This is a genomic window from Pseudomonadaceae bacterium SI-3 (genome assembly GCA_004010935.1).
Classification (GTDB): Bacteria; Pseudomonadota; Gammaproteobacteria; order Pseudomonadales; family Pseudomonadaceae; genus Stutzerimonas.
Map to the genome: position 1 here is coordinate 886882 of CP026511.1, position 17758 is coordinate 904639.

The window sequence follows — 17758 nt, forward strand, 5'->3', positions numbered from 1 at the left end:
TCATTAGCGTTGGGTTAGGCGCGCACCGACAATGTGCGCCCGATTCGTCCGTGCCCTTATTTGAGGCATCGGACCTCCTTTGATCGACCGACACGGCCCGTTTATGCAAGCGGTTGGGCGTAGCGGCGATCAACAGACTCAACGCAAGCAGGAATCATGCAGGAACGCCTTTTAGACTGGTGCCGATCCTTTGCGCCCGTGCCTTTATCGGCGCGTCCCGCTGAATGGCTGCGTGCCGCAACGGGCATCGGCTTGGCGTTGTTGCTGGTCATCCCGTTCAGCGCCTGGGTGTTCGGGATCTCTGTCACCCTGCCGCTGGCTGCGCCGGCGGCTGCGTCCGCTGTGTTGCTGTTCGCGGCCTCGTCGAGCCCCTTCGCCCAGCCATGGTCGGTGATCGGCGGCAATCTGTTGGCCGCTGCCATCGGTATCGCGCTGGGTGCCAGCCCCTTGCCTGTGGCGATGGCGGCCGGCCTGGCCGGGGCGCTGGCGATCATCTGCCTATTCGGCTTGCGCTGCCTGCATCCGCCGGGTGCGGCGCTGGCACTGGTGGCAGTGGTCGGCAGTCCGGAGCTGCACGCTTACGGGTTCCAGTTGCTCTTCCCGGTAGCGTTCAACTCGTTGCTGCTGGTGGTGGTGGCGCTGCTCTACAACAATCTCAGCGGACACGCCTACCCCAAGCCGCGCCCGCAGAAAGGCAACACTCATCACACCCATGACCCGTTGCCCAGCGAGCGCATGAGCTTCAGAGATGACGACGTGGAGCGGGCGCTGGCCGAGTTCGGTGAATACGTCGACGTCACCCGGGATGATCTGGCACAGCTGATCAAGCAGACCGAAAAGCATGCGTTGCGACGCAGCATGGGCGAGATAACCGCCGCCGACATCATGTCTCGCAATCTTTACTGGGGCACCCCGGACTGCTCCATTCAACGCGCCTGGCAGAGCCTGCGCGAGCATCGCTTGCATTCCTTGCCGGTGGTCAAAGGCGACAGTCGCGAGCTGCTCGGCATCGTCACGCTGGTCGACCTGCTCAAGCATCTGCGCTCGACGCCGGCGCGTCTGCGTCTCAGCCAACTGAAACGCGCAGGCGGCGCTCGGCTGCGCTCGATCATGAGTACGCCGGTGGTCACGGTTAACCCGGACACGCACATGGTCGATCTGGTGTTCCTGCTCTCCGATAAGGGCCTGCACTGCCTGCCGGTGGTGGACGCCGAGCAGCGCCTGGTCGGCATGATCACCCAGACCGATTTGATCGCGGCGCTCTATCGGAACTGGCTGAAACACTTGCCCGACTGAAGCGCCCGTAGCCTGGCGGGATGACACCTGGCCGGCAGTGGGCCATCGCGCCCTGCATCGCAGCCCGCGGGAGGCACTGCCGGAACCTGTGGCATAGTCGCAGTGCCTGAGTGCTATACCTCTTCCAAGCCGAGCCCATGCAAGACCCTTTCAACGACTGGCTGCGATCCTTCTTTCCGGTGCCATTGAGCGTGGGGCCGAAGGAATGGCTGCGGGCGGTGATCGGCGTGGGTCTGGTGGTGCTGCCAATGGTTTCCATCGGTCTTTGGCTGTTCGGCGGCCCGGTCACGCTGCATATCGTCGCGCCAGCCGGCGCTTCGGCGGTGATCCTCTTCAGTGCATCGTCGAGTCCGTTCGCCCAACCCTGGTCAGTGCTCGGTGGCAACCTCATTGCCGTGACCATTGGCGTCGCGCTGGGCGCCAGTGCATTGCCCACGGTGGCAGCGGCGGTCCTGGCCGTGTGCCTGGCCATTGCTTGTCTGTTCCTGCTGCGCTGCATGCATCCCCCAAGCTGTGCGCTGGCGATGGTCGCCGCCATCGGCGGGCCGGGCATCAGCGAGTTGGGTTATGGCCTGCTGATTCCGGTGGCCTTCAACTCGCTGCTGCTGATTGCCGCTGCGTTGGTCTACAACAACCTCACGCGCCATCCCTATCCCAAACCGCGCGCGGCCAGTGGCGCAGAGCAGACTGGCAGTGTCCCGCTGGGGGAGGAGCAGATGAGCTTCACCAGCGATGACGTGGACCGTGCACTGGAGGATTTCGGTGAGTACGTCGACGTCACCCGCGACGATTTAGTGGACTTGATCAAACGCACCGAGACTCATGCTATTCGCCGCAGCATGGGTACCGTCACCGCTGGCGACATCATGTGCCGCGAGTTGCACTGGGTCGACCCAGCGGCCCGGATGCGTCAGGCCTGGGATGTCGTGCGTCGGCACCGTCTGCATTCGCTGGCCGTGCTTGAACCGGGCAGCGGCAAGCTGGTGGGCATCCTCACCCTGACCGATCTGCTGCAGCACTTCGAGCCCAGCCCGTCACGGCTCAACCTGCGGCGGCTGACGTTCGGTCGTGAGGTGCGAGTGGAGGGGATCATGAGCGCGCCGGTGGTCTCGGTGCATGAAGACGCGCATCTGGCCGATCTTGTCCATTTGCTGGCCGACCGCCGCATGTCTTGCTTGCCCGTCGTCGACGCCGAGCAGCGCCTGGTCGGCATGATCACCCAGAGTGATCTGGTCGCCGGGCTTTACCAGAACTGGATGAAGCGGCTCAGCAACTGAGGCGTCGTTGTCCTGGCGTTTTGTCTGGATCTGCCTGGCTAGATTTCATAGTTCCAGCGCGACCAGTCGTATTCCTGTTCGGCGGCTTCTCGCAGCAGCGCAACGGCACGCTGCAACGCCGGCGACTCGGCGGCATGGGGATACACCAGGTAGACCGGGTAGCTGAACTCGGGCGCCTGCTCGACCCGTTTGAGCACGCCTTCGTCAAGGTAGCGTTGGACCACGCGCGTGCGGAAGTAGCCGCGACCGCCATGCTGCAGCAGATACTGCAGCGCCAGTGGGCCGAGGCTGAAGGAAAGCGCGGTGCGGATGTGCTCCGGCAGGGCACGGTCATGCTGACTACGAAACGCCGGGCCCCAGTCGACGTACAGATAAGGCTCGGGGATGTAGCTGTGAACCACCTGGATCAGCTTTTCTTCGAGCAACTGCTCGACCTGCAGCCCAGGCCTGTACTCGGGCTGATGCACCAGCGCCGCATCCAGCACGCCGAGGCCTAGCTGCTTCTGCAGCTCCTCGCCACTGGCCACCTCGTTACGAAAGGCATGGTCGGGCATCATCTGGCGCAGGCGCTGGACCCAGGCCAGCATCAATGGATTGCACAGGCTGATTTCGGCGCCCAGCGACAGCAGCTTGTCATAGCCGCGCGGCAGGGGCAGCTCACGTCGGGCCGTTTCCCAGGTCTGCACCAACTGGGTGGCATAGGTGACGAAACGCTCGCCGTCGCTGGTCAACCGCGCACCGGCGCGGTTGCGCACGAACAGCCGGCAGCCGAGCTGCGTTTCGAGGCTGCGCACCCGTGCAGTGACTGCGGTCTGGGTGATATGCAGCCGCTCGGCCGTGGCGACGAAGCTGCCACTGCGAATGATCTCGAGAAAGGTGCGGGCGAGATCGATATCCATGAAAGCGTGCTCATATCAAAGGGTTTGATATGAAAGCAGGTTGGAATGAAAGATAAAAGCCGAAAGCGGGTTCAGGCTGGACAGTTGGGGGTAATAGCACTCGAGGTTTGGGTCGGGCGGTGTTGCGCTTCAGCTGGCTTGCGCGCTTTTCTGCGCCTCTTGGTGGGCTGAAGCCCACCCTACTTGGTGGAGGTAATCGCGAGCTTTGTGGGTTGGGCGGCTTTGCGCTTCGGTCCTCCGGGGGCGTTTCCTGCTCCCTCATGGTGGGCTGAAGCCCACCCTACTTATTGGGCGAAAATCCGTGCAGGTTGACGCCGATCCTCCAGACGCTTTTATCGTCGTTTGCCTTTAGTGCGACGTGCCTTCGGCGTACTCGATCTTGTTGCCGACGTTGTACTTGCCGGACGGCTTGTTCATCGGAATGCGCTTGATCTCTTTCAATGTCTTGGCGTCATAGACGATCAGCGCGCCATCGGTGTCCCAGACGCTAAGCAGCGCGTAGCGACCGTCGTTGGTGAACTCGACATGCGCAGCATTCTTCCCAGGCATCGGCCTTAGCGTATGGGCGACCTCCAGGGTCTGCTTGTCGATCAAATGCACCGCATCGTTGTTGGGGCCGAAGAACACGTCGGTCCAGGCGTAGGGTGAGTTAAGGTGGCTGCGCATGAAGAACCCCGGCCCCTCGGTGGGGATTTCCTTGATCAGTTTCCAGCTCTGCAGATCGAGCACCGAAATCAGCCCCTTGCTTACGTTGGGCGTGGCGAATACCCAGTTGCCGCCGCGTTTCCAGTAAATGCCCGAGCCCAGATGCGGCATGCCCGGCAACGGAATGTCGGTGACCGCCTTGCCGGTATCGAGATCGATGACCTGCCCGCCGAGTGCCTTGCGCGAGGTGGCCAGCAGATAGCGGTAATCCGGCGTGAACGAGAAGTCGTCAAGGAAGTCAGCCGCCTCGATGCGCCGTGGCTGGAAATCCGGCTCGCCGGCATAGGAAATTTCCCAGGCTTCTTTCACGTCTTTCAGTGCCACCACGAAGCTGTCACGCGGCGGTGCGGTGTACACGGCACTGACACGCGATTGGGTGCCGTCTGCGCCAAGGGTGGGGATGTGTTTGACCAACGACAGGTCACGGGCATCCAGCAAAACCAGATTACCCGGCAGGTAGTTGCCCACCAGCACCCAGCGCCCGTCGTTGCTCACGGCCAGGTTGCGGGTATTCAGCCCGGCCCGTACCTCGGCGATCATGGTCAGGTTGTGCAAGTCGTAGACGCTGATCCAGCCGTCCCGCGAGGCGAAGTAGACGAAGCGGCCATCCGGCGAGAACTTCGGCCCGCCGTGCAGGGCGAAGTGTGACTGGAAGTTGGCCAGCTCCTCGAAGCGATCGCCGTCCAGCACGCGCACGTGATGGTTGCCGGCTTCGACCACGACGAACAGGTTGAGCGGATCGGCGTTGTGCTGCGGTGTGTTCGGCAGCGTGTCGACGTCGGTGAGGATGCGATGGCTGGCGCGGATGTCGGCATCGCTCCAGGTCGGTGGTGTGGCGGCCGGTTGGTAGAGGTAGCTGACCAGCGCATCGATTTGCGCAGAATCCAGGCGATCACCGAATGCGGCCATCTGGCTGGCCGGACGGCCGTTGTGAATCACCGCGCGCGCCTCATCTGGTTTGATTCGGCTGAGGCTCTCGGGTAGCAACGCAGGCCCGGCCCCGCCTAAACGATTGGTACCATGGCAGCTCTGGCAGTGTTGCTCATAGAGCACGCCGGCCTGCTCCAGCGACACGGCCTCCGGGGCGGCCTGAACGGCCCCGCAGAGCATGAGCAGGGCGAAGGGGATCAGTCGCATAACGCCTCCAGAACCGCTTCCTGTGAACTGTGCTCGGCACATAGGCGCGCCGGAAACTCCAGTGATTGATTGGCGAATAGGCCGACCACTTGCCCTATCACGGTCAAGGTAGGAGGTTTCAGTTGTTGTGCCTGCGCCATCGAGGGCAGCTGTTTCAGTGTGCAGCGCACCACCCGCTGATCGGCGCGGGTACCGTTGCCGATCAACGCGGCGGGGGTGTCGACCGGCAGGCCGGCAGCAATCAGGTTGCGCGAGATCTCGCCAAGGCTGGCCAGGCCCATGTAGAACACCAGGGTCTGCTTGCCCTCGACCAGGCTACTCCAGGGCAGCTGTAGAGCGCCGTCTTCCTGCAGGTGACCGGTGATGAACTGGCAGGAATGGGCCAGGTCGCGGTGAGTCAGCGGAATCCCGGCATAGGCGCTGCAACCCGCTGCGGCGGTAATGCCTGGCACCACCTGACCGTTGATGCCATGGGCGAGTAGGTATTCGAGTTCTTCCGCGCCGCGGCCGAAGATAAAGGGGTCGCCGCCCTTGAGGCGCACCACGCGGAGGTTCTGCTGCGCCAGATCCACCAGCAGCTGATTGATCTGCGGCTGCGGCAGGCTGTGGTAGCCGCTGGTCTTGCCGACGTAGTGGCGTGCGCAGCGCTCGGGTATCAGCTTCATCAGATCGTCGCTGACGAGGCGGTCGTAGACCACGGCATCGGCTTGCTGGAGCAGGCTCCAGGCACGCAGGGTGAGCAGGCCCGGGTCGCCGGGGCCGGCGCCGACGAGCGCGACTTCGCCCGGGGCCAGGGTCGCGCCAAGGGAAGCGGGGAGAGTGGTTGGCTGATCCATGCGAACTCCTGAGAATCTCATCGGGCTGGCGGTATGTACGGGGCGGCCTTGTGGCCGCTCTTGGTCAAATGGCGATGCTGGGAATGCACTGCGGTTGTGGCAGACCTATCTCCTGGTCACTGAGGTAGCAGCCGGGGTCTTCGCCCCAGAGGTTGCCTTCAGCCCAGGCGCGGGTGCGGGTGTTGCCGTTGCAGATCGACAACCAGCGGCACTCGGCGCAGCGTCCGGTCACGGCCCGGGGGTGCTGGCGCAGCTCGGTGAGCAGCGGCTCGGGATTGTCCAGCCAGATTTCACGGAACGACTGGCGCCGCACATTGCCGACGGTGTGCTGCCACCAGTAGGTATCCGGGTGCACATCGCCGATGTTGTCGATATTGGCGATGCCACCACCCGACGCATTGCCGCCCCAGGCGCGCAACATCTGCTCCAGACGATCGCGGTGCTGTGGCAGATGGGTTTCCACCCACTGCAGCAGCAGGATGGCGTCGGCATCGTTGTTGCCACTGACGAAATCGGTTTCGCGGCCGTTCTGCACGTCGTCCCAGGCTTGCTCGAACAGCTGGTACATGGCGTCGCGGGTCATCTGGTGATGGGCGTCGGCCTTGCGGCTGCGCTTGCCACGGCCGCTGTAGTTGAGGTGCGAGAGGTAGAACTTCTGCACGTCATGCTCGCGCATCAGCGCCAGTAGAGCAGGCAGCTGCGGGTAGTTGTTCTGGGTCAGGGTGGTGCGCAGGCCGACACGAATGCCATGTTGGCGGCACAGGTCGATGGCGTGCATCGAGGCGGCGAAGCTGCCCTTGAGCTGGCGCCAGTCGTCATGGACCGCTTCCAGCCCGTCGATGCTGATGCCGACGTAGTCGTACTTGGCGGCAGCGATCTGATCGATATTGCGCTCATCGATCAGCGTGCCGTTGGTGGACAGGGCAACGAAGAATCCTTTCTCGCGGGCGTATTCGGACAGCTCGAAAATGTCGTCGCGCAGCAGCGGTTCGCCGCCGGAGAGAATCAGCACGCGTACGCCCGCTTCGTGCAGGTCATCGATGACCTTGAACGCTTCGGCGGTACCCAGCTCGTCGCGAAACACGCTGTCCGCCGACGTCGCGTAGCAATGCTTGCAGGTCAGGTTGCAGCGCCGCAGCAGGTTCCAGATCACCACGGGCGGCCGGCTTGCACCGGGGCTGCGTGCGCCTAGTACCGGCATGGCAGGCCGGGCGAGGGCACGCAGGTAATGGCTGATTCTCAACATGAGCGTTTCTCCTGCCGCATCACGCTTGGTTGCGCGGTTCGATAGATGCAGCATCCCCGAGCGACACTCGCCAATCCTTGACTGGAAACAATAAAAGCCATGGTCCCGGCAGGGGTATGCACCGCGTGTTCGAAAGCGAGCTGGTTCTGGCTTTCGTCACAAAGCAAACGTCTGCTCCTAAACCGCGGTAGACGCCAAAAAGTCGTCCCTAGGAACCGCAATGATGCGCAGATGAGCATTATCGATGCTGTTGTGAGTCCGGGCATTTCGTAGGGTGGGCTTCAGCCCACCAGCAGGCACAAGGTGACGGTGGGCTGAAGCGCAACGCCGCCCGGCCCACCCTACAGGGGCATGCGCGTCGGCCCTAGCGACGGCTGCTCACACGCAGCCCGGTCTTTTTCAGGATGCGACTGCTGACCAACATATCCTCGGCCCGGCAGGCGCTGCCGAGCAGCTGCCGAATCTCGGCACGGTAGGCCTCGATTTCATCGGCGCTGCGGCCATGGACCATGGCGAACAGGTTGTAGTGCCAGCCCGGCTGGCGCGGGCGACGGTAGCAATGGCTGACGAAGGCCTGCGAACCGATCAACGGACCGAGGCGGGCGATCTCTGCGTCGTCCACGTCCCAGACGGTCATGCCGTTGTGTCGATAACCCAGGCGGTAATGGTTGGGCACGGCGGCGATGCGGCGGATGGCGCCCTCTGTCTGCAGCCGTTGCAGCAGTTCGAGGGTGACCTCGATGCTGGTCCCCAGCCGTTCAGCCAGCCAGGCCCAGGGATCATCCACCAGTGGCAGCCCCGCTTCGGTGAGTTCGACCAAACGTTTCGTCAGTTCCATCGATTCGGGTGCGTCTGACGGGTCAGACCGGGAAGTGCAGGCCGACATGGTAGGTCTCCTCCTTGGGCAGGTTGAGCACCGGTAGGCCCGTCTCGGCTTCGATGCGGGCGATCGTCTGGGCGATGCCTTCGGGTGTCGCGCAGCCGAGCACAAACCACATGTTCCAGGCGTGTTCGCGGCGGTAGTTGTGGGCCACCTCGGGCATGGCCGCCAGTTGCTCTGCGACGCGGTCGAAGCGCGCTTCCGGTACCGAAAGTGCGGCAAGGGTAAAAGCGCCGCCGAGGCGTTCGATGTCGAACATGGGGCCGAAGCGGGTCAGGGTGCCATCGTCGAGCCGCGCCTGAACGCGTTCGCGCAGTTGCGCGGCATCGGCATCCAGTTCCTCGGCCAGCGCCTGCCAGGGATGGCGGACCAGCGGCACGCCGAGTTGCAGGCGATTGATCAGGCGCCGGTCAAGGTCATCCATGGGCGGCCACCTGGCTCGCGGGCGGTGCGTAACGCCCGCCGCACTGCTTGAACGCCCGGGTACTGAACAGCAGTTGGTGCGGAACGTCATACAGCCCGTTCTCGGCGAGCATCTGTTCGATCAGCCGGCAGACCTGCTCACGCTCACGACCGTGAACCATGCAGAACAGGTTGTACGGCCAGTCCGGCAAGCGCCTCGGCCGTTGGTAACAGAGGTTCACACCCGCCGCTTGGCCGAGTTTGCGGCCGACCTCGTCGACGCACTCATCCGGGATATCCATCACCAGCATGGCATTGGCGCGAAAGCCCAGCGCACGATGTTTGATGACCAACCCCATGCGCCGAAACAAGCCGCTATCACTCCAGCGCCGGACCTGTTCCAGTACCGCCTCTTCGCTGGCACCCACGCGCTCGGCCAGCACCTGATAAGGACGTGCGGCCAGTGGCAGGCCGGCTTCGAGCAGGCGACGCAACTGCAATGCCTGGAGGTCGTTCAGGAGTGATGTCATGGTGCGTCTCCGATGGGAAATCCGAGGTCGATGCGGTAGGCCGCCTGCATCGGCAGGTCCAGCGGGACCAGGCCGGTCTCGGCTTCGATCTGGAGCAACAGCGCATCGATGCGGGCGCGGTCCGGGCCGGTGAGCACGAACCAGAGGTTGTAATGATGCTCGCGCAGGTAGTTGTGGTTGACCTCGGGGTAACGGTTGATCTGTTCGGCGACCTGTTCCAGCTGCGCTTCGGGTACGGCGAGGGCGACCAGGGTGCTGGCGCCGGCGCGGCTGTGTTCGAACACCGGGCCGATGCGCGACAGGCCGCCGCTGCTTTCCAGCTGTTCGAGGCAGGCCAGTACCTCGTCTTCGCTGCACTCGAGGGCATCGGCCATGGCCCGGTAGGGTTCGGCGCACAGCGGCATTCCGTGTTGAAAGCGGTCGATCAGGCGGCGGCTGAGAGGGTCGATTTGCATGTCACAACCCCGTTTCGTGCGCGCGGCTGCTGAAGAAAATACCGCTCGGGCTGTCGGCCGGCAGGCGCTTGAGGAGCTTCAGCGTATAGGGGTCCCAGACTTGCACCTCGTTGCCGTCGCGCACCGACAGCCAGAGCTGGTCGCCACGGGCGGTGAATTCCATGTGCAGCACGGCCGGTCCGGGTTCCAGCTGGGCGATGATTTCGTGGGTTTCGCTGTCGATCACCTGCACCTTGCCGTTGTCCGGGTGGGCGAAGTTAACCCAGATCTGACGGGCGTCCGGGCGCGCCATGACGAACACGGGTTGGCCGGCGACATCGATGGCATCGGTCTGCTTCCAGCTTTGTGAATCCATCACCAGCACCTGGTGATGACCGATGGCCGGAACGAAGGTCTGGTTGCCGGCGACCGTCCAGCCCTCGAGGTGCGGCATCTTGTAGACCGGCAGTGCTGCCTCGCCACGGCCGTAGCCGTCGATGATCCGCTCGACACCGCGGGCGGTGTGCCAGAGGTCGATCTTGGCCATGCCGTCCTCGCCGAACAGGCCGGCGATGTAGTAACGACCGTCCGGGGTCAGCAGTGCGTCGTAGGGTTGCTTACCGACGTTCTCGAAGCGGGTGATTTGCGGAGTGTTGCCCTGGCTGAAATCCAGCAGCCAGGTTTCATGGGTGTCGAACAGGCTGTAGATGAAGCGCCGCCCGGGCGCGTCGATGACGCCAACCACGCGTGAGTTGCGGCTGCCGTCGGCCAGCGGCGTGGCGGGGATGTCGGCCACCAGCTCCAACGTGTCGGCATCGAAGACCTTGACGCCGCCGGGCTCGTAGTTGCCGACGGCGATCAGCTTGCCGTCCTGGCTGATGGCGCCGCCGATGCTGTTGCCGCCTTGAATGATGCGCTTGTCGATGCGTTGGCGCAGCAGGTCGACCTTGGTCAGGCCGCCGTCACGACCGAACACATAGGCGAAGCGCTCGTCGCGGGAAAACACGACCGAGGCGTGGGACAGGTCCCCCAGCCCCTCGATACGGGCCAAGCGCGTCTGACCACTGGTTTCGACGATTTGCAAGCTACCGCTGGCGCGCTCCACCACCACACCCAGATCGCCGGTGCCGCGGAGCGGTTGCTCGGCGCAGGCACCGAGCAACAGGCTGGCAATGGCGAGCAGCAAAGACGGACGGATCATGGCGTTGGGTATCCTTCGAGGAGTAAATCGACCAGCCAGGCGATGTCCTGCTCATTGAGCAGCGCGTTCCAGCCGGGCATGGCGGTGCCGGGCCGACCGTGGGTCACGGTGGCGATCAGGCTTTCACGGGGTTTGCCGGCGATGGCGTCGAGGGTCAGTGCGGGGCCGAGGCCGCCGGTCATGCGCAGACCGTGGCAAGAGCCGCAGTCTTGCACCAGCAGGTGTTCGAGCTGTGCCTGGCGGGCGGCGCTAGGCGTATCGGCCAGGGCAGTGGAAAAGGGAAGAAGGGACACCAGGCTGAGCCCCAAACCGAATACTGCGTGTCGGGACTGAAACATGATGTCCTCCTTGGCTGTTACTTGAGGCTCAGAACCCACTCGGCGAGGGTTTTGGCTTCTTCTTCGGTGACTGGGTTTGGCGGCATCGGGATCGGACCCCAGTTACCCTGGGTGCCGTTTTTGATGCGCCCGGCGAGCAGATCGGCAGCGCCTTCCTGGCCGGCGTACTTGGCGGCGACTTCCTTCAGGGCCGGGCCGACCATCTTGGCGTCGATGCTGTGGCAGGCCGCGCAGGGCTTGCTCTTGAACAGCGCTTCACCGTCCTGAGCCACGGCAGGCTGCAGGACCATCGCGCCGCCGAGGGCGAGCAGTGGGATGAGAACTTTTTTCATCAGTTACTTCCTCAAGGCTAGGGGGGGATCTTGGCGTCCCCCCCGGTTTTACTCAGTACACGTCGTGCTGAGTGTTATGGACGTTAAATTTACCGGTTGGGGTAATCAACCTTTTGTCCTTGATCACCTTTTTCAGCTTTAACGTCTTGTCATCGACCACGACGATTGCCGATTGCTCGTCCTGGCCACTCCAGACGGAGAACCAGACCTCGTCGCCCGCTTCGTTGTACTCCGGTTGCACGACGCGTTTGGCACCGTCTGTCACTCCGGCCCATTCGGCGATTGGCAACACGGTAAAGCCTGCGCCCAGATCGTCGATGTTAAACACCGCTGCCGATTGGCTGATCTTGGCGTCCGGGTTGAAGGTGGTGTCCAGATAGATGTGGTTGGACTTCGGATGGGTCTTGATGAACAGCGAGCCGCCACCCTGTCCCTTCAGCGTTTCGACCACTTTCCAGGCCTGATCGGGATGCTTGTCCGGATCGGTGCCGATCAGCGAAATGGTTTCGTCGCCCAGGTGACTGGTCGCCCAGACCGGACCGAACTTTGGATGCACGAAGTTGGCGCCGCGACCCGGATGCGGGATTTTGCCCACATCGACCAACGCAGCCATCTTGCGCTCTTTCGAGTCGATCACTGCAACCTTGTTCGAATTGTTCGCCGCCGTCATGAAGTAGCGATGGCTGACGTCCCAGCCGCCGTCATGCAGGAACGGCGCGGTGCCGATCATGGTGGTGGTCAGGTTGTCGATGTCCTCGTAGTTGACCAGCAGCACCTTGCCGGTTTCCTTGACGTTGACGATGAACTCCGGGTGTTCGTGGGAGGCGATGATCGCAGCCACACGCGGTTCCGGATGGTATTCCTGGGTGCCCACGGTCATGCCCCGAGTCGAGACGATCTGCAGCGGCTCCAGGGTTTCGCCATCCATGATGGTGTATTGCGGCGGCCAGTAGTCGCCGGCGATCACGTACTTGTCTTCGTAGCCCTTGAACTTGGAAGTCTCGACCGAGCGGGCTTCGATGCCGACCTTGATCTCGGCGACCTTCAGCGGCTCCTTGGCCCAGAGGTCGATCATGTCGATCTTGGCGTCGCGACCGATCACCAACAGATAACGGCCGGAGGCGGACATGCGTGAGATGTGCACCGCGTAGCCGGTGTCGATGGTCTTGATGATTTCTTTGCTCTTGCCATCAATCAGCGCGATCTTGCCGTCGTCACGCAGGGTGACGGAGAACAGGTTGGGCAGATCCAGCTTGTTCATTTGCTTCTTTGGTCGGTCTTCGGGTTTGACCAGCACCTTCCAGGAGTTCTTCATCTCGGCCATCCCCCACTCGGGCGGGGTTGGCGGGGTGTGCTGAATGTACTTGGCCATCAGCGTAATTTCGTCTTTGCTCAGCGCGTTGGAGGTGCCCCAGTTGGGCATACCGGCGGGCGAGCCGTAAGTGATCAGCGCCTCGAGATAGGCCTGTCCGCGTTCCTGGGTAATGTCCGGCGTCAGTGCCTTGCCGGTTGCACCCTTGCGGAGCACACCGTGGCAGCCGGCGCAGCGCTGGAAATAGATCTCTTTGGCCTGCTCGAATTCGGCGGCGTTCAGGTCAGGTGCACCGGGCGAATGGACCACCTGGGCGCTGGCCGGATCGATAGCGGAGGCTTGGCCCTTGTAAGCGGCATCGGCGTTTTCTGGATTCATCGCGGCCTGGGCAACTGCCAGTCCGAGCATTGAAAAGCCGGCGATGAAGCCCGCCAGTATGGGTTTGCTCATAGTGATCTCCTCTGACCGCTTCGTGCGGTTCCTGCTAGTGACGGCGATGTGGCAGTTCCCGGGTCTTGCTGTATGCGCTTGCATCCTATGGCCGGCGCTGTGCGAAAGCGCTTGATGGCAATCAAGAGTCGATCCGGGATACGCCAGGCGTGACGTCGTGTCGCGGGGACGGATAAATCAGGCGGGAAAAGGGAAGAAGCGCACGTCAAAAGCCGATGGTTACGCACGCGCATCGGCTCATTTCGAGTCGGGCTTGACCGTAATCAAGCTTCGCTGGCGGACGGCTTGAGGGGCGGCGGGGTGACGATTAGCGTGGTGCTAGTCAAATCCAACCGCTGCAGTGAGGTATTGCCAATGAACGCGCCCGAGAACCTTGTCGGCATGAGCGGTGCTCCGTTCTACCAGTCGCTGGGCAACGAAGAGGTGCTCTTCGAGCAGGCCTGGAAGCATGGCATGCCGGTGCTGATCAAGGGCCCAACCGGCTGCGGCAAGACCCGCTTCGTGCAGCACATGGCGCACCGGCTGAACCTGCCGCTGTATACCGTGGCCTGCCATGACGACCTCTCCGCCGCCGATCTGGTTGGCCGTCATCTGATCGGTGCCCAGGGCACCTGGTGGCAGGACGGCCCGCTGACCCGCGCCGTGCGCGAAGGTGGTATCTGCTACCTGGACGAGGTGGTCGAAGCCCGGCAGGACACCGCCGTGGTGCTGCATCCGCTGGCGGACGATCGGCGCGAGCTGTTCATCGAGCGCACCGGCGAAGCCTTGAAAGCACCACCGGGCTTCATGCTGGTGGTGAGCTACAACCCGGGTTACCAGAACCTGCTCAAGGGTATGAAGCCGAGCACCCGGCAGCGTTTCGTCGCCATGCGTTTCGACTATCCGCCAGCGGCCGATGAGCAGCGCATCGTCGCCAACGAGGCACAGGTGGATGCCGAACTGGCGGCGCAGGTCGTCAAGCTCGGGCAGGCCCTGCGCCGGCTCGAACAGCACGATCTCGAAGAAGTCGCCTCGACCCGCCTGCTGATTTTCACCGCGCGGATGATCCGCTCCGGCATGAGCCCGCGCGAGGCCTGCATGGCTTGCCTGGCCGAGCCGCTGTCGGACGATCCGCAAACCGTCGCGGCGCTGATGGATGTGGTCGATGTCCATTTCGGTTGACCGCACCAGCCTCTCCCGGCGCCTGCCGGGCGATCTGGCGATGTGGTTCTTTATCCTCGCCGAGTTGACCGTCTTCGCCATCCTGATTCTGGCCTTCGCCGTGACCCAGGTGCTTAACCCAGAGCTGTTCAGCCAGAGCCGCGCAGCGCTGGACAGCTCCATGGGGCTCGCACTGACCCTCAGCCTGCTGACGTCCGGCCTGTTCGCGGCGCTGGCCGTGGAGCAGGTGCGCGCAGCACGGCCTGGGCGAGGGGCGCTACTGCTGGTAGCTGCGTTGGCGACCTCCTGCGTTTACGTCGTGCTCAAGCTCAACGAGTACGGCCATCTGTCATCGATGGGGCTGGGGCTCGAGCACAACACCTTCTTCACCCTGTACTGGATTCTTACCGGCTTTCACTTTCTCCATGTGCTGCTGGGGATGGTGATCCTCGGCTGGATGGCGATGCGTTGCCAGCGCGGCCTTTATACGGCGGCGGACTGCGCGGGCCTGGAATCCGGGGTGCTCTATTGGCACATGGTCGATATGGTCTGGGTGCTGCTGTTCCCGCTGGTCTACGTCATCAACTGAGGAGACCGTGATGTCCGCTTCAAAGGTGCTGATCGGGTGTTGGCTGGCGCTGGCCGTCTTGTCTACAGCCACCGTACTGCTCGGCAACGCCGGCTCGACGCTACTGCTTGCCGGCGCCGTGCTGGCCGTCGCGCTGATCAAGGCCTGGGTGATCACCGAAGGCTTCATGGAGCTGCGCCATGCGCCGGTCATGTGGCGCCTGCTGTTGTTCGGCTGGCCCCTGGTGATGGCGTGCGGGATTCTGTTCGCAATGATGGTGTAGGTGACGAACTACGATTGCCAGCATGCGGGCTTCGCGGACAAGGCTAGGCACCCCCGACCGCGCCCAAGGATTGCGTGGTGGGGATTCTGTTTGTGTTGATGGAGTAGCTAGCGTGCCCGGATCGCCAGCAAGCTGGCTCCTACACCGGACAGCAGTGCGCCGACAATTTGTAGCCAGGCCGGCGGGCTTTGCTTACGCGCAGTTGCGGCTGAACCCGTGGACGAAGCTTCCGCGGCCTTGCTCCGTTCTTCGTAGGAGCCAGCTTGCTGGCGATCGCTTTGTATTTCGGGGCCGCAACCGACCCACGTGCGCGCGCCTATGGGCGCGCTTCCTGGTGCCCTGCGTCCATAGAACCGTAGGGTGGGCTTCAGCCCCCCGCTTGCTCCTGAAGCCCACCCTATACGGCTTTGCCGCGTCGATTGCGCCTGCAAAACCGGCTCTCGCATGGTTAGGGAAAGACCCAGTACCGTGTTCAGGTTTTTCTTGATTGCTATCAAGCAGGTTTCGATAGCTCCCTTCTTAAACTGGCCACGCCAACATGAGGAGGCGACCATGTCCGAGACCTTTACCAAGGGAATGGCCAGAAACATCTACTTCGGGGGAAGCGTGTTCTTCTTCCTGGTATTTCTGGGCCTGACCTATCACACAGAGCAGACCTTTCCAGAGCGATCCAATGAGTCGGAACTGACCGAAGCAGTGGTGCGAGGCAAAGCGGTCTGGGAAAACAACAACTGCATCGGCTGCCACAGCCTGCTTGGTGAAGGTGCCTACTTTGCGCCGGAACTGGGCAACGTCTTCGTTCGACGCGGTGAGGATGCGGCCTTCAAGCCCTTCCTGCAGGCCTGGATGAAGGCTCAGCCGCTGGGCGTACCCGGACGCAGATCGATGCCTCAGTTCAACCTGAGCGAGCAGGAAGTCGACGATATGGCCGAATTCCTCAAGTGGACATCGAAGATCGATACCAATAACTGGCCGCCAAACAAGGAGGGCTGAGAGATGAGCGTTATGAATCCGCATCTCAAGTTCCAATCGCAGGCCGTCGCCAAACCCTACTTCGTATTTGCGCTGATGCTCTTCGTCGGGCAGATCCTGTTCGGCCTGATCATGGGCCTGCAGTACGTCGTCGGTGACTTCCTGTTTCCACTGCTGCCCTTCAACGTGGCACGCATGGTTCACACCAACCTGCTAATCGTCTGGCTGTTGTTCGGCTTCATGGGCGCGGCCTACTACCTCATCCCTGAGGAAGCCGACCGCGAACTGCACAGCCCGAAACTGGCGATCATCCTGTTCTGGGTGTTCGCAGCAGCCGGCGTGCTGACCATTCTCGGTTACCTGTTCGTGCCCTACGCCGGTCTTGCCGAGCTGACGCACAACGAGCTGCTGCCGACCATGGGCCGGGAGTTCCTCGAGCAACCGACGATCACCAAGATCGGCATTGTCGTGGTCGCTCTGGGCTTCCTCTACAACGTCGGGATGACCCTGCTCAAGGGCCGCAAGACCGCCATCAGCATGGTCATGATGACCGGCCTGATCGGGCTTGCAGTGTTCTTCCTGTTCTCCTTCTACAACCCGGAAAACCTGGCGCGCGACAAGTACTACTGGTGGTTCGTGGTGCACCTGTGGGTTGAAGGCGTGTGGGAACTGATCATGGGTTCGATGCTGGCCTTCGTCCTGATCAAGATCACCGGTGTCGACCGTGAAGTGATCGAGAAGTGGCTCTATGTGATCATCGCCATGGCCCTGATCACCGGCATCATCGGTACCGGTCACCACTTCTTCTGGATTGGTGCACCTGAGGTCTGGTTGTGGCTGGGTTCGATCTTCTCTGCCCTGGAACCGCTGCCGTTCTTCGCCATGGTGCTGTTCTCTCTGAACATGGTGAACCGTCGTCGCCGTCAGCACCCGAACAAGGCCGCATCGCTCTGGGCCATCGGCACTACCGTGACTGCGTTCCTGGGTGCTGGCGTGTGGGGCTTCCTCCATACCCTGGCTCCGGTGAACTACTACACCCACGGTTCGCAGTTGACTGCAGCGCATGGCCACCTGGCCTTCTACGGTGCCTACGCCATGATCGTGATGACCATGATCAGCTACGCCATGCCGCGTCTGCGTGGCCTGGGTGAGGCGCCGGATGCACGGGCTCAGCGCATCGAGATCTGGGGATTCTGGTTGATGACGCTGTCGATGGTCGCGATCACTCTGTTCCTCACCGCCGCTGGCGTGGTGCAGGTCTGGTTGCAGCGGATTCCGGCTGACGGGGCAGCGATGTCCTTCATGAATACCGCTGACCAACTGGCTGTGTTCTTCTGGTTGCGGCTGGGCGCTGGGGTGTTCTTCCTCATCGGGCTGGTGCTCTACCTCTGCAGCTTCAGGCAGCGTGGGCGGGTCACCGCGGATGTACCTGCGGCCGTCGTTGCGGCCTGAGGCAAGACACCGATGTAATCGACGGCCCGGCTGATCCAGCGGGCCGTCGTTGTTTTCAAACCGCGCTA

Annotated in this window: 19 protein-coding genes; 7 read left to right on the top strand and 12 right to left on the bottom strand. The window is 62.7% G+C overall.

The window, feature by feature from the left end; all coding sequences use genetic code 11:
* The first annotated feature begins 156 nt into the window (after nt 1-156).
* Together C1896_04205 and C1896_04210 are read left to right on the top strand one after the other, a co-directional pair.
* The gene (locus C1896_04205) at nt 157-1296 is read left to right on the top strand and encodes a hypothetical protein (protein AZZ44186.1); all 1140 of its coding nucleotides are present in this window, start codon (nt 157-159) and stop codon (nt 1294-1296) included.
* A 137-nt stretch (nt 1297-1433) separates the two neighbouring features.
* Nucleotides 1434-2573, top strand: a complete 1140-nt coding sequence (locus tag C1896_04210) for a hypothetical protein (GenBank protein AZZ44187.1) — start codon at nt 1434-1436, stop codon at nt 2571-2573.
* Nucleotides 2574-2611: 38 nt separating this feature from the next.
* On the opposite strand, the gene C1896_04215 is transcribed toward C1896_04210, so the two are convergent.
* The 12 genes from C1896_04215 to C1896_04270 all read right to left on the bottom strand — a co-directional run bounded on the left by C1896_04215 (nt 2612) and on the right by C1896_04270 (nt 13281).
* Nucleotides 2612-3472, bottom strand: coding sequence for a LysR family transcriptional regulator (locus tag C1896_04215; protein ID AZZ44188.1), 861 nt, complete (start codon nt 3470-3472; stop codon nt 2612-2614).
* A gap of 348 nt (nt 3473-3820) precedes the next feature.
* The gene (locus C1896_04220; GenBank protein AZZ44189.1) at nt 3821-5314 is read right to left on the bottom strand and encodes a cytochrome C oxidase Cbb3; all 1494 of its coding nucleotides are present in this window, start codon (nt 5312-5314) and stop codon (nt 3821-3823) included.
* A complete protein-coding gene (cobA, locus tag C1896_04225; protein AZZ44190.1) occupies nt 5305-6150 on the bottom strand; it encodes a uroporphyrinogen-III C-methyltransferase in 846 nt (281 codons plus the stop codon). The genes C1896_04220 and cobA overlap by 10 nt, the downstream gene beginning before the upstream one ends.
* Nucleotides 6151-6214: 64 nt before the next feature.
* Complete coding sequence (nirJ, locus tag C1896_04230; protein AZZ47520.1) at nt 6215-7396, bottom strand: heme d1 biosynthesis radical SAM protein NirJ; 1182 nt, start codon at nt 7394-7396, stop codon at nt 6215-6217.
* Between the two features lie 364 nt (nt 7397-7760).
* Nucleotides 7761-8282 (bottom strand): nitrite reductase, encoded by a 522-nt coding sequence (locus C1896_04235; GenBank protein AZZ44191.1) that lies wholly within the window; start codon nt 8280-8282, stop codon nt 7761-7763.
* Nucleotides 8257-8700 carry an AsnC family protein gene (locus C1896_04240; GenBank protein ID AZZ44192.1) on the bottom strand — a complete coding sequence of 148 codons (444 nt, stop codon included), beginning with the start codon at nt 8698-8700 and terminating at the stop codon, nt 8257-8259. The genes C1896_04235 and C1896_04240 overlap by 26 nt, the downstream gene beginning before the upstream one ends.
* Nucleotides 8693-9208 (bottom strand): AsnC family protein, encoded by a 516-nt coding sequence (locus C1896_04245; GenBank protein ID AZZ44193.1) that lies wholly within the window; start codon nt 9206-9208, stop codon nt 8693-8695. Before C1896_04245 ends, C1896_04240 begins: the two co-directional genes overlap by 8 nt.
* Entirely contained in the window at nt 9205-9663 is a 459-nt protein-coding gene (locus C1896_04250) for an AsnC family protein (protein AZZ44194.1), read from the bottom strand. The genes C1896_04245 and C1896_04250 overlap by 4 nt, the downstream gene beginning before the upstream one ends.
* A gap of 1 nt (nt 9664) precedes the next feature.
* The gene (locus C1896_04255; GenBank protein ID AZZ44195.1) at nt 9665-10843 is read right to left on the bottom strand and encodes a protein nirF; all 1179 of its coding nucleotides are present in this window, start codon (nt 10841-10843) and stop codon (nt 9665-9667) included.
* Nucleotides 10840-11151, bottom strand: a complete 312-nt coding sequence (locus C1896_04260) for a cytochrome c (GenBank protein AZZ47521.1) — start codon at nt 11149-11151, stop codon at nt 10840-10842. The genes C1896_04255 and C1896_04260 overlap by 4 nt, the downstream gene beginning before the upstream one ends.
* Before the next feature lie 47 nt (nt 11152-11198).
* Nucleotides 11199-11513, bottom strand: a complete 315-nt coding sequence (locus tag C1896_04265) for a cytochrome C biogenesis protein CcsA (protein ID AZZ44196.1) — start codon at nt 11511-11513, stop codon at nt 11199-11201.
* 52 nt (nt 11514-11565) lie between these two features.
* Nucleotides 11566-13281, bottom strand: coding sequence for a nitrite reductase (locus tag C1896_04270; GenBank protein AZZ47522.1), 1716 nt, complete (start codon nt 13279-13281; stop codon nt 11566-11568).
* Nucleotides 13282-13629: 348 nt separating this feature from the next.
* On the opposite strand from C1896_04270, the gene C1896_04275 reads away from it, so the two are divergent.
* The 5 genes from C1896_04275 to C1896_04295 all read left to right on the top strand — a co-directional run bounded on the left by C1896_04275 (nt 13630) and on the right by C1896_04295 (nt 17690).
* Nucleotides 13630-14436, top strand: a complete 807-nt coding sequence (locus C1896_04275; protein ID AZZ44197.1) for a CbbQ/NirQ/NorQ/GpvN family protein — start codon at nt 13630-13632, stop codon at nt 14434-14436.
* Between the two features lie 40 nt (nt 14437-14476).
* Nucleotides 14477-15004, top strand: a complete 528-nt coding sequence (locus C1896_04280; GenBank protein AZZ47523.1) for a cytochrome-c oxidase — start codon at nt 14477-14479, stop codon at nt 15002-15004.
* A 10-nt stretch (nt 15005-15014) separates the two neighbouring features.
* Nucleotides 15015-15266 carry a hypothetical protein gene (locus tag C1896_04285; protein AZZ44198.1) on the top strand — a complete coding sequence of 84 codons (252 nt, stop codon included), beginning with the start codon at nt 15015-15017 and terminating at the stop codon, nt 15264-15266.
* A gap of 552 nt (nt 15267-15818) precedes the next feature.
* Nucleotides 15819-16259 (top strand): cytochrome c, encoded by a 441-nt coding sequence (locus C1896_04290; protein AZZ44199.1) that lies wholly within the window; start codon nt 15819-15821, stop codon nt 16257-16259.
* Between the two features lie 3 nt (nt 16260-16262).
* Complete coding sequence (locus tag C1896_04295; GenBank protein AZZ44200.1) at nt 16263-17690, top strand: nitric-oxide reductase large subunit; 1428 nt, start codon at nt 16263-16265, stop codon at nt 17688-17690.
* The last annotated feature ends 68 nt before the right edge of the window (nt 17691-17758 follow it).

What these genes read in the sequence shown, in the direction of transcription:
- C1896_04205 (AZZ44186.1), top strand. Translation starts at nt 157, where the DNA reads ATGCAGGAACGCCTTTTAGACTGGTGCCGATCCTTTGCGCCCGTGCCT.
- C1896_04210 (AZZ44187.1), top strand. Translation starts at nt 1,434, where the DNA reads ATGCAAGACCCTTTCAACGACTGGCTGCGATCCTTCTTTCCGGTGCCA.
- C1896_04215 (AZZ44188.1), bottom strand. Translation starts at nt 3,472, where the DNA reads ATGGATATCGATCTCGCCCGCACCTTTCTCGAGATCATTCGCAGTGGC.
- C1896_04220 (AZZ44189.1), bottom strand. Translation starts at nt 5,314, where the DNA reads ATGCGACTGATCCCCTTCGCCCTGCTCATGCTCTGCGGGGCCGTTCAG.
- cobA (AZZ44190.1), bottom strand. Translation starts at nt 6,150, where the DNA reads ATGGATCAGCCAACCACTCTCCCCGCTTCCCTTGGCGCGACCCTGGCC.
- nirJ (AZZ47520.1), bottom strand. Translation starts at nt 7,396, where the DNA reads ATGTTGAGAATCAGCCATTACCTGCGTGCCCTCGCCCGGCCTGCCATG.
- C1896_04235 (AZZ44191.1), bottom strand. Translation starts at nt 8,282, where the DNA reads ATGTCGGCCTGCACTTCCCGGTCTGACCCGTCAGACGCACCCGAATCG.
- C1896_04240 (AZZ44192.1), bottom strand. Translation starts at nt 8,700, where the DNA reads ATGGATGACCTTGACCGGCGCCTGATCAATCGCCTGCAACTCGGCGTG.
- C1896_04245 (AZZ44193.1), bottom strand. Translation starts at nt 9,208, where the DNA reads ATGACATCACTCCTGAACGACCTCCAGGCATTGCAGTTGCGTCGCCTG.
- C1896_04250 (AZZ44194.1), bottom strand. Translation starts at nt 9,663, where the DNA reads ATGCAAATCGACCCTCTCAGCCGCCGCCTGATCGACCGCTTTCAACAC.
- C1896_04255 (AZZ44195.1), bottom strand. Translation starts at nt 10,843, where the DNA reads ATGATCCGTCCGTCTTTGCTGCTCGCCATTGCCAGCCTGTTGCTCGGT.
- C1896_04265 (AZZ44196.1), bottom strand. Translation starts at nt 11,513, where the DNA reads ATGAAAAAAGTTCTCATCCCACTGCTCGCCCTCGGCGGCGCGATGGTC.
- C1896_04275 (AZZ44197.1), top strand. Translation starts at nt 13,630, where the DNA reads ATGAACGCGCCCGAGAACCTTGTCGGCATGAGCGGTGCTCCGTTCTAC.
- C1896_04280 (AZZ47523.1), top strand. Translation starts at nt 14,477, where the DNA reads ATGTGGTTCTTTATCCTCGCCGAGTTGACCGTCTTCGCCATCCTGATT.
- C1896_04285 (AZZ44198.1), top strand. Translation starts at nt 15,015, where the DNA reads ATGTCCGCTTCAAAGGTGCTGATCGGGTGTTGGCTGGCGCTGGCCGTC.
- C1896_04290 (AZZ44199.1), top strand. Translation starts at nt 15,819, where the DNA reads ATGTCCGAGACCTTTACCAAGGGAATGGCCAGAAACATCTACTTCGGG.
- C1896_04295 (AZZ44200.1), top strand. Translation starts at nt 16,263, where the DNA reads ATGAGCGTTATGAATCCGCATCTCAAGTTCCAATCGCAGGCCGTCGCC.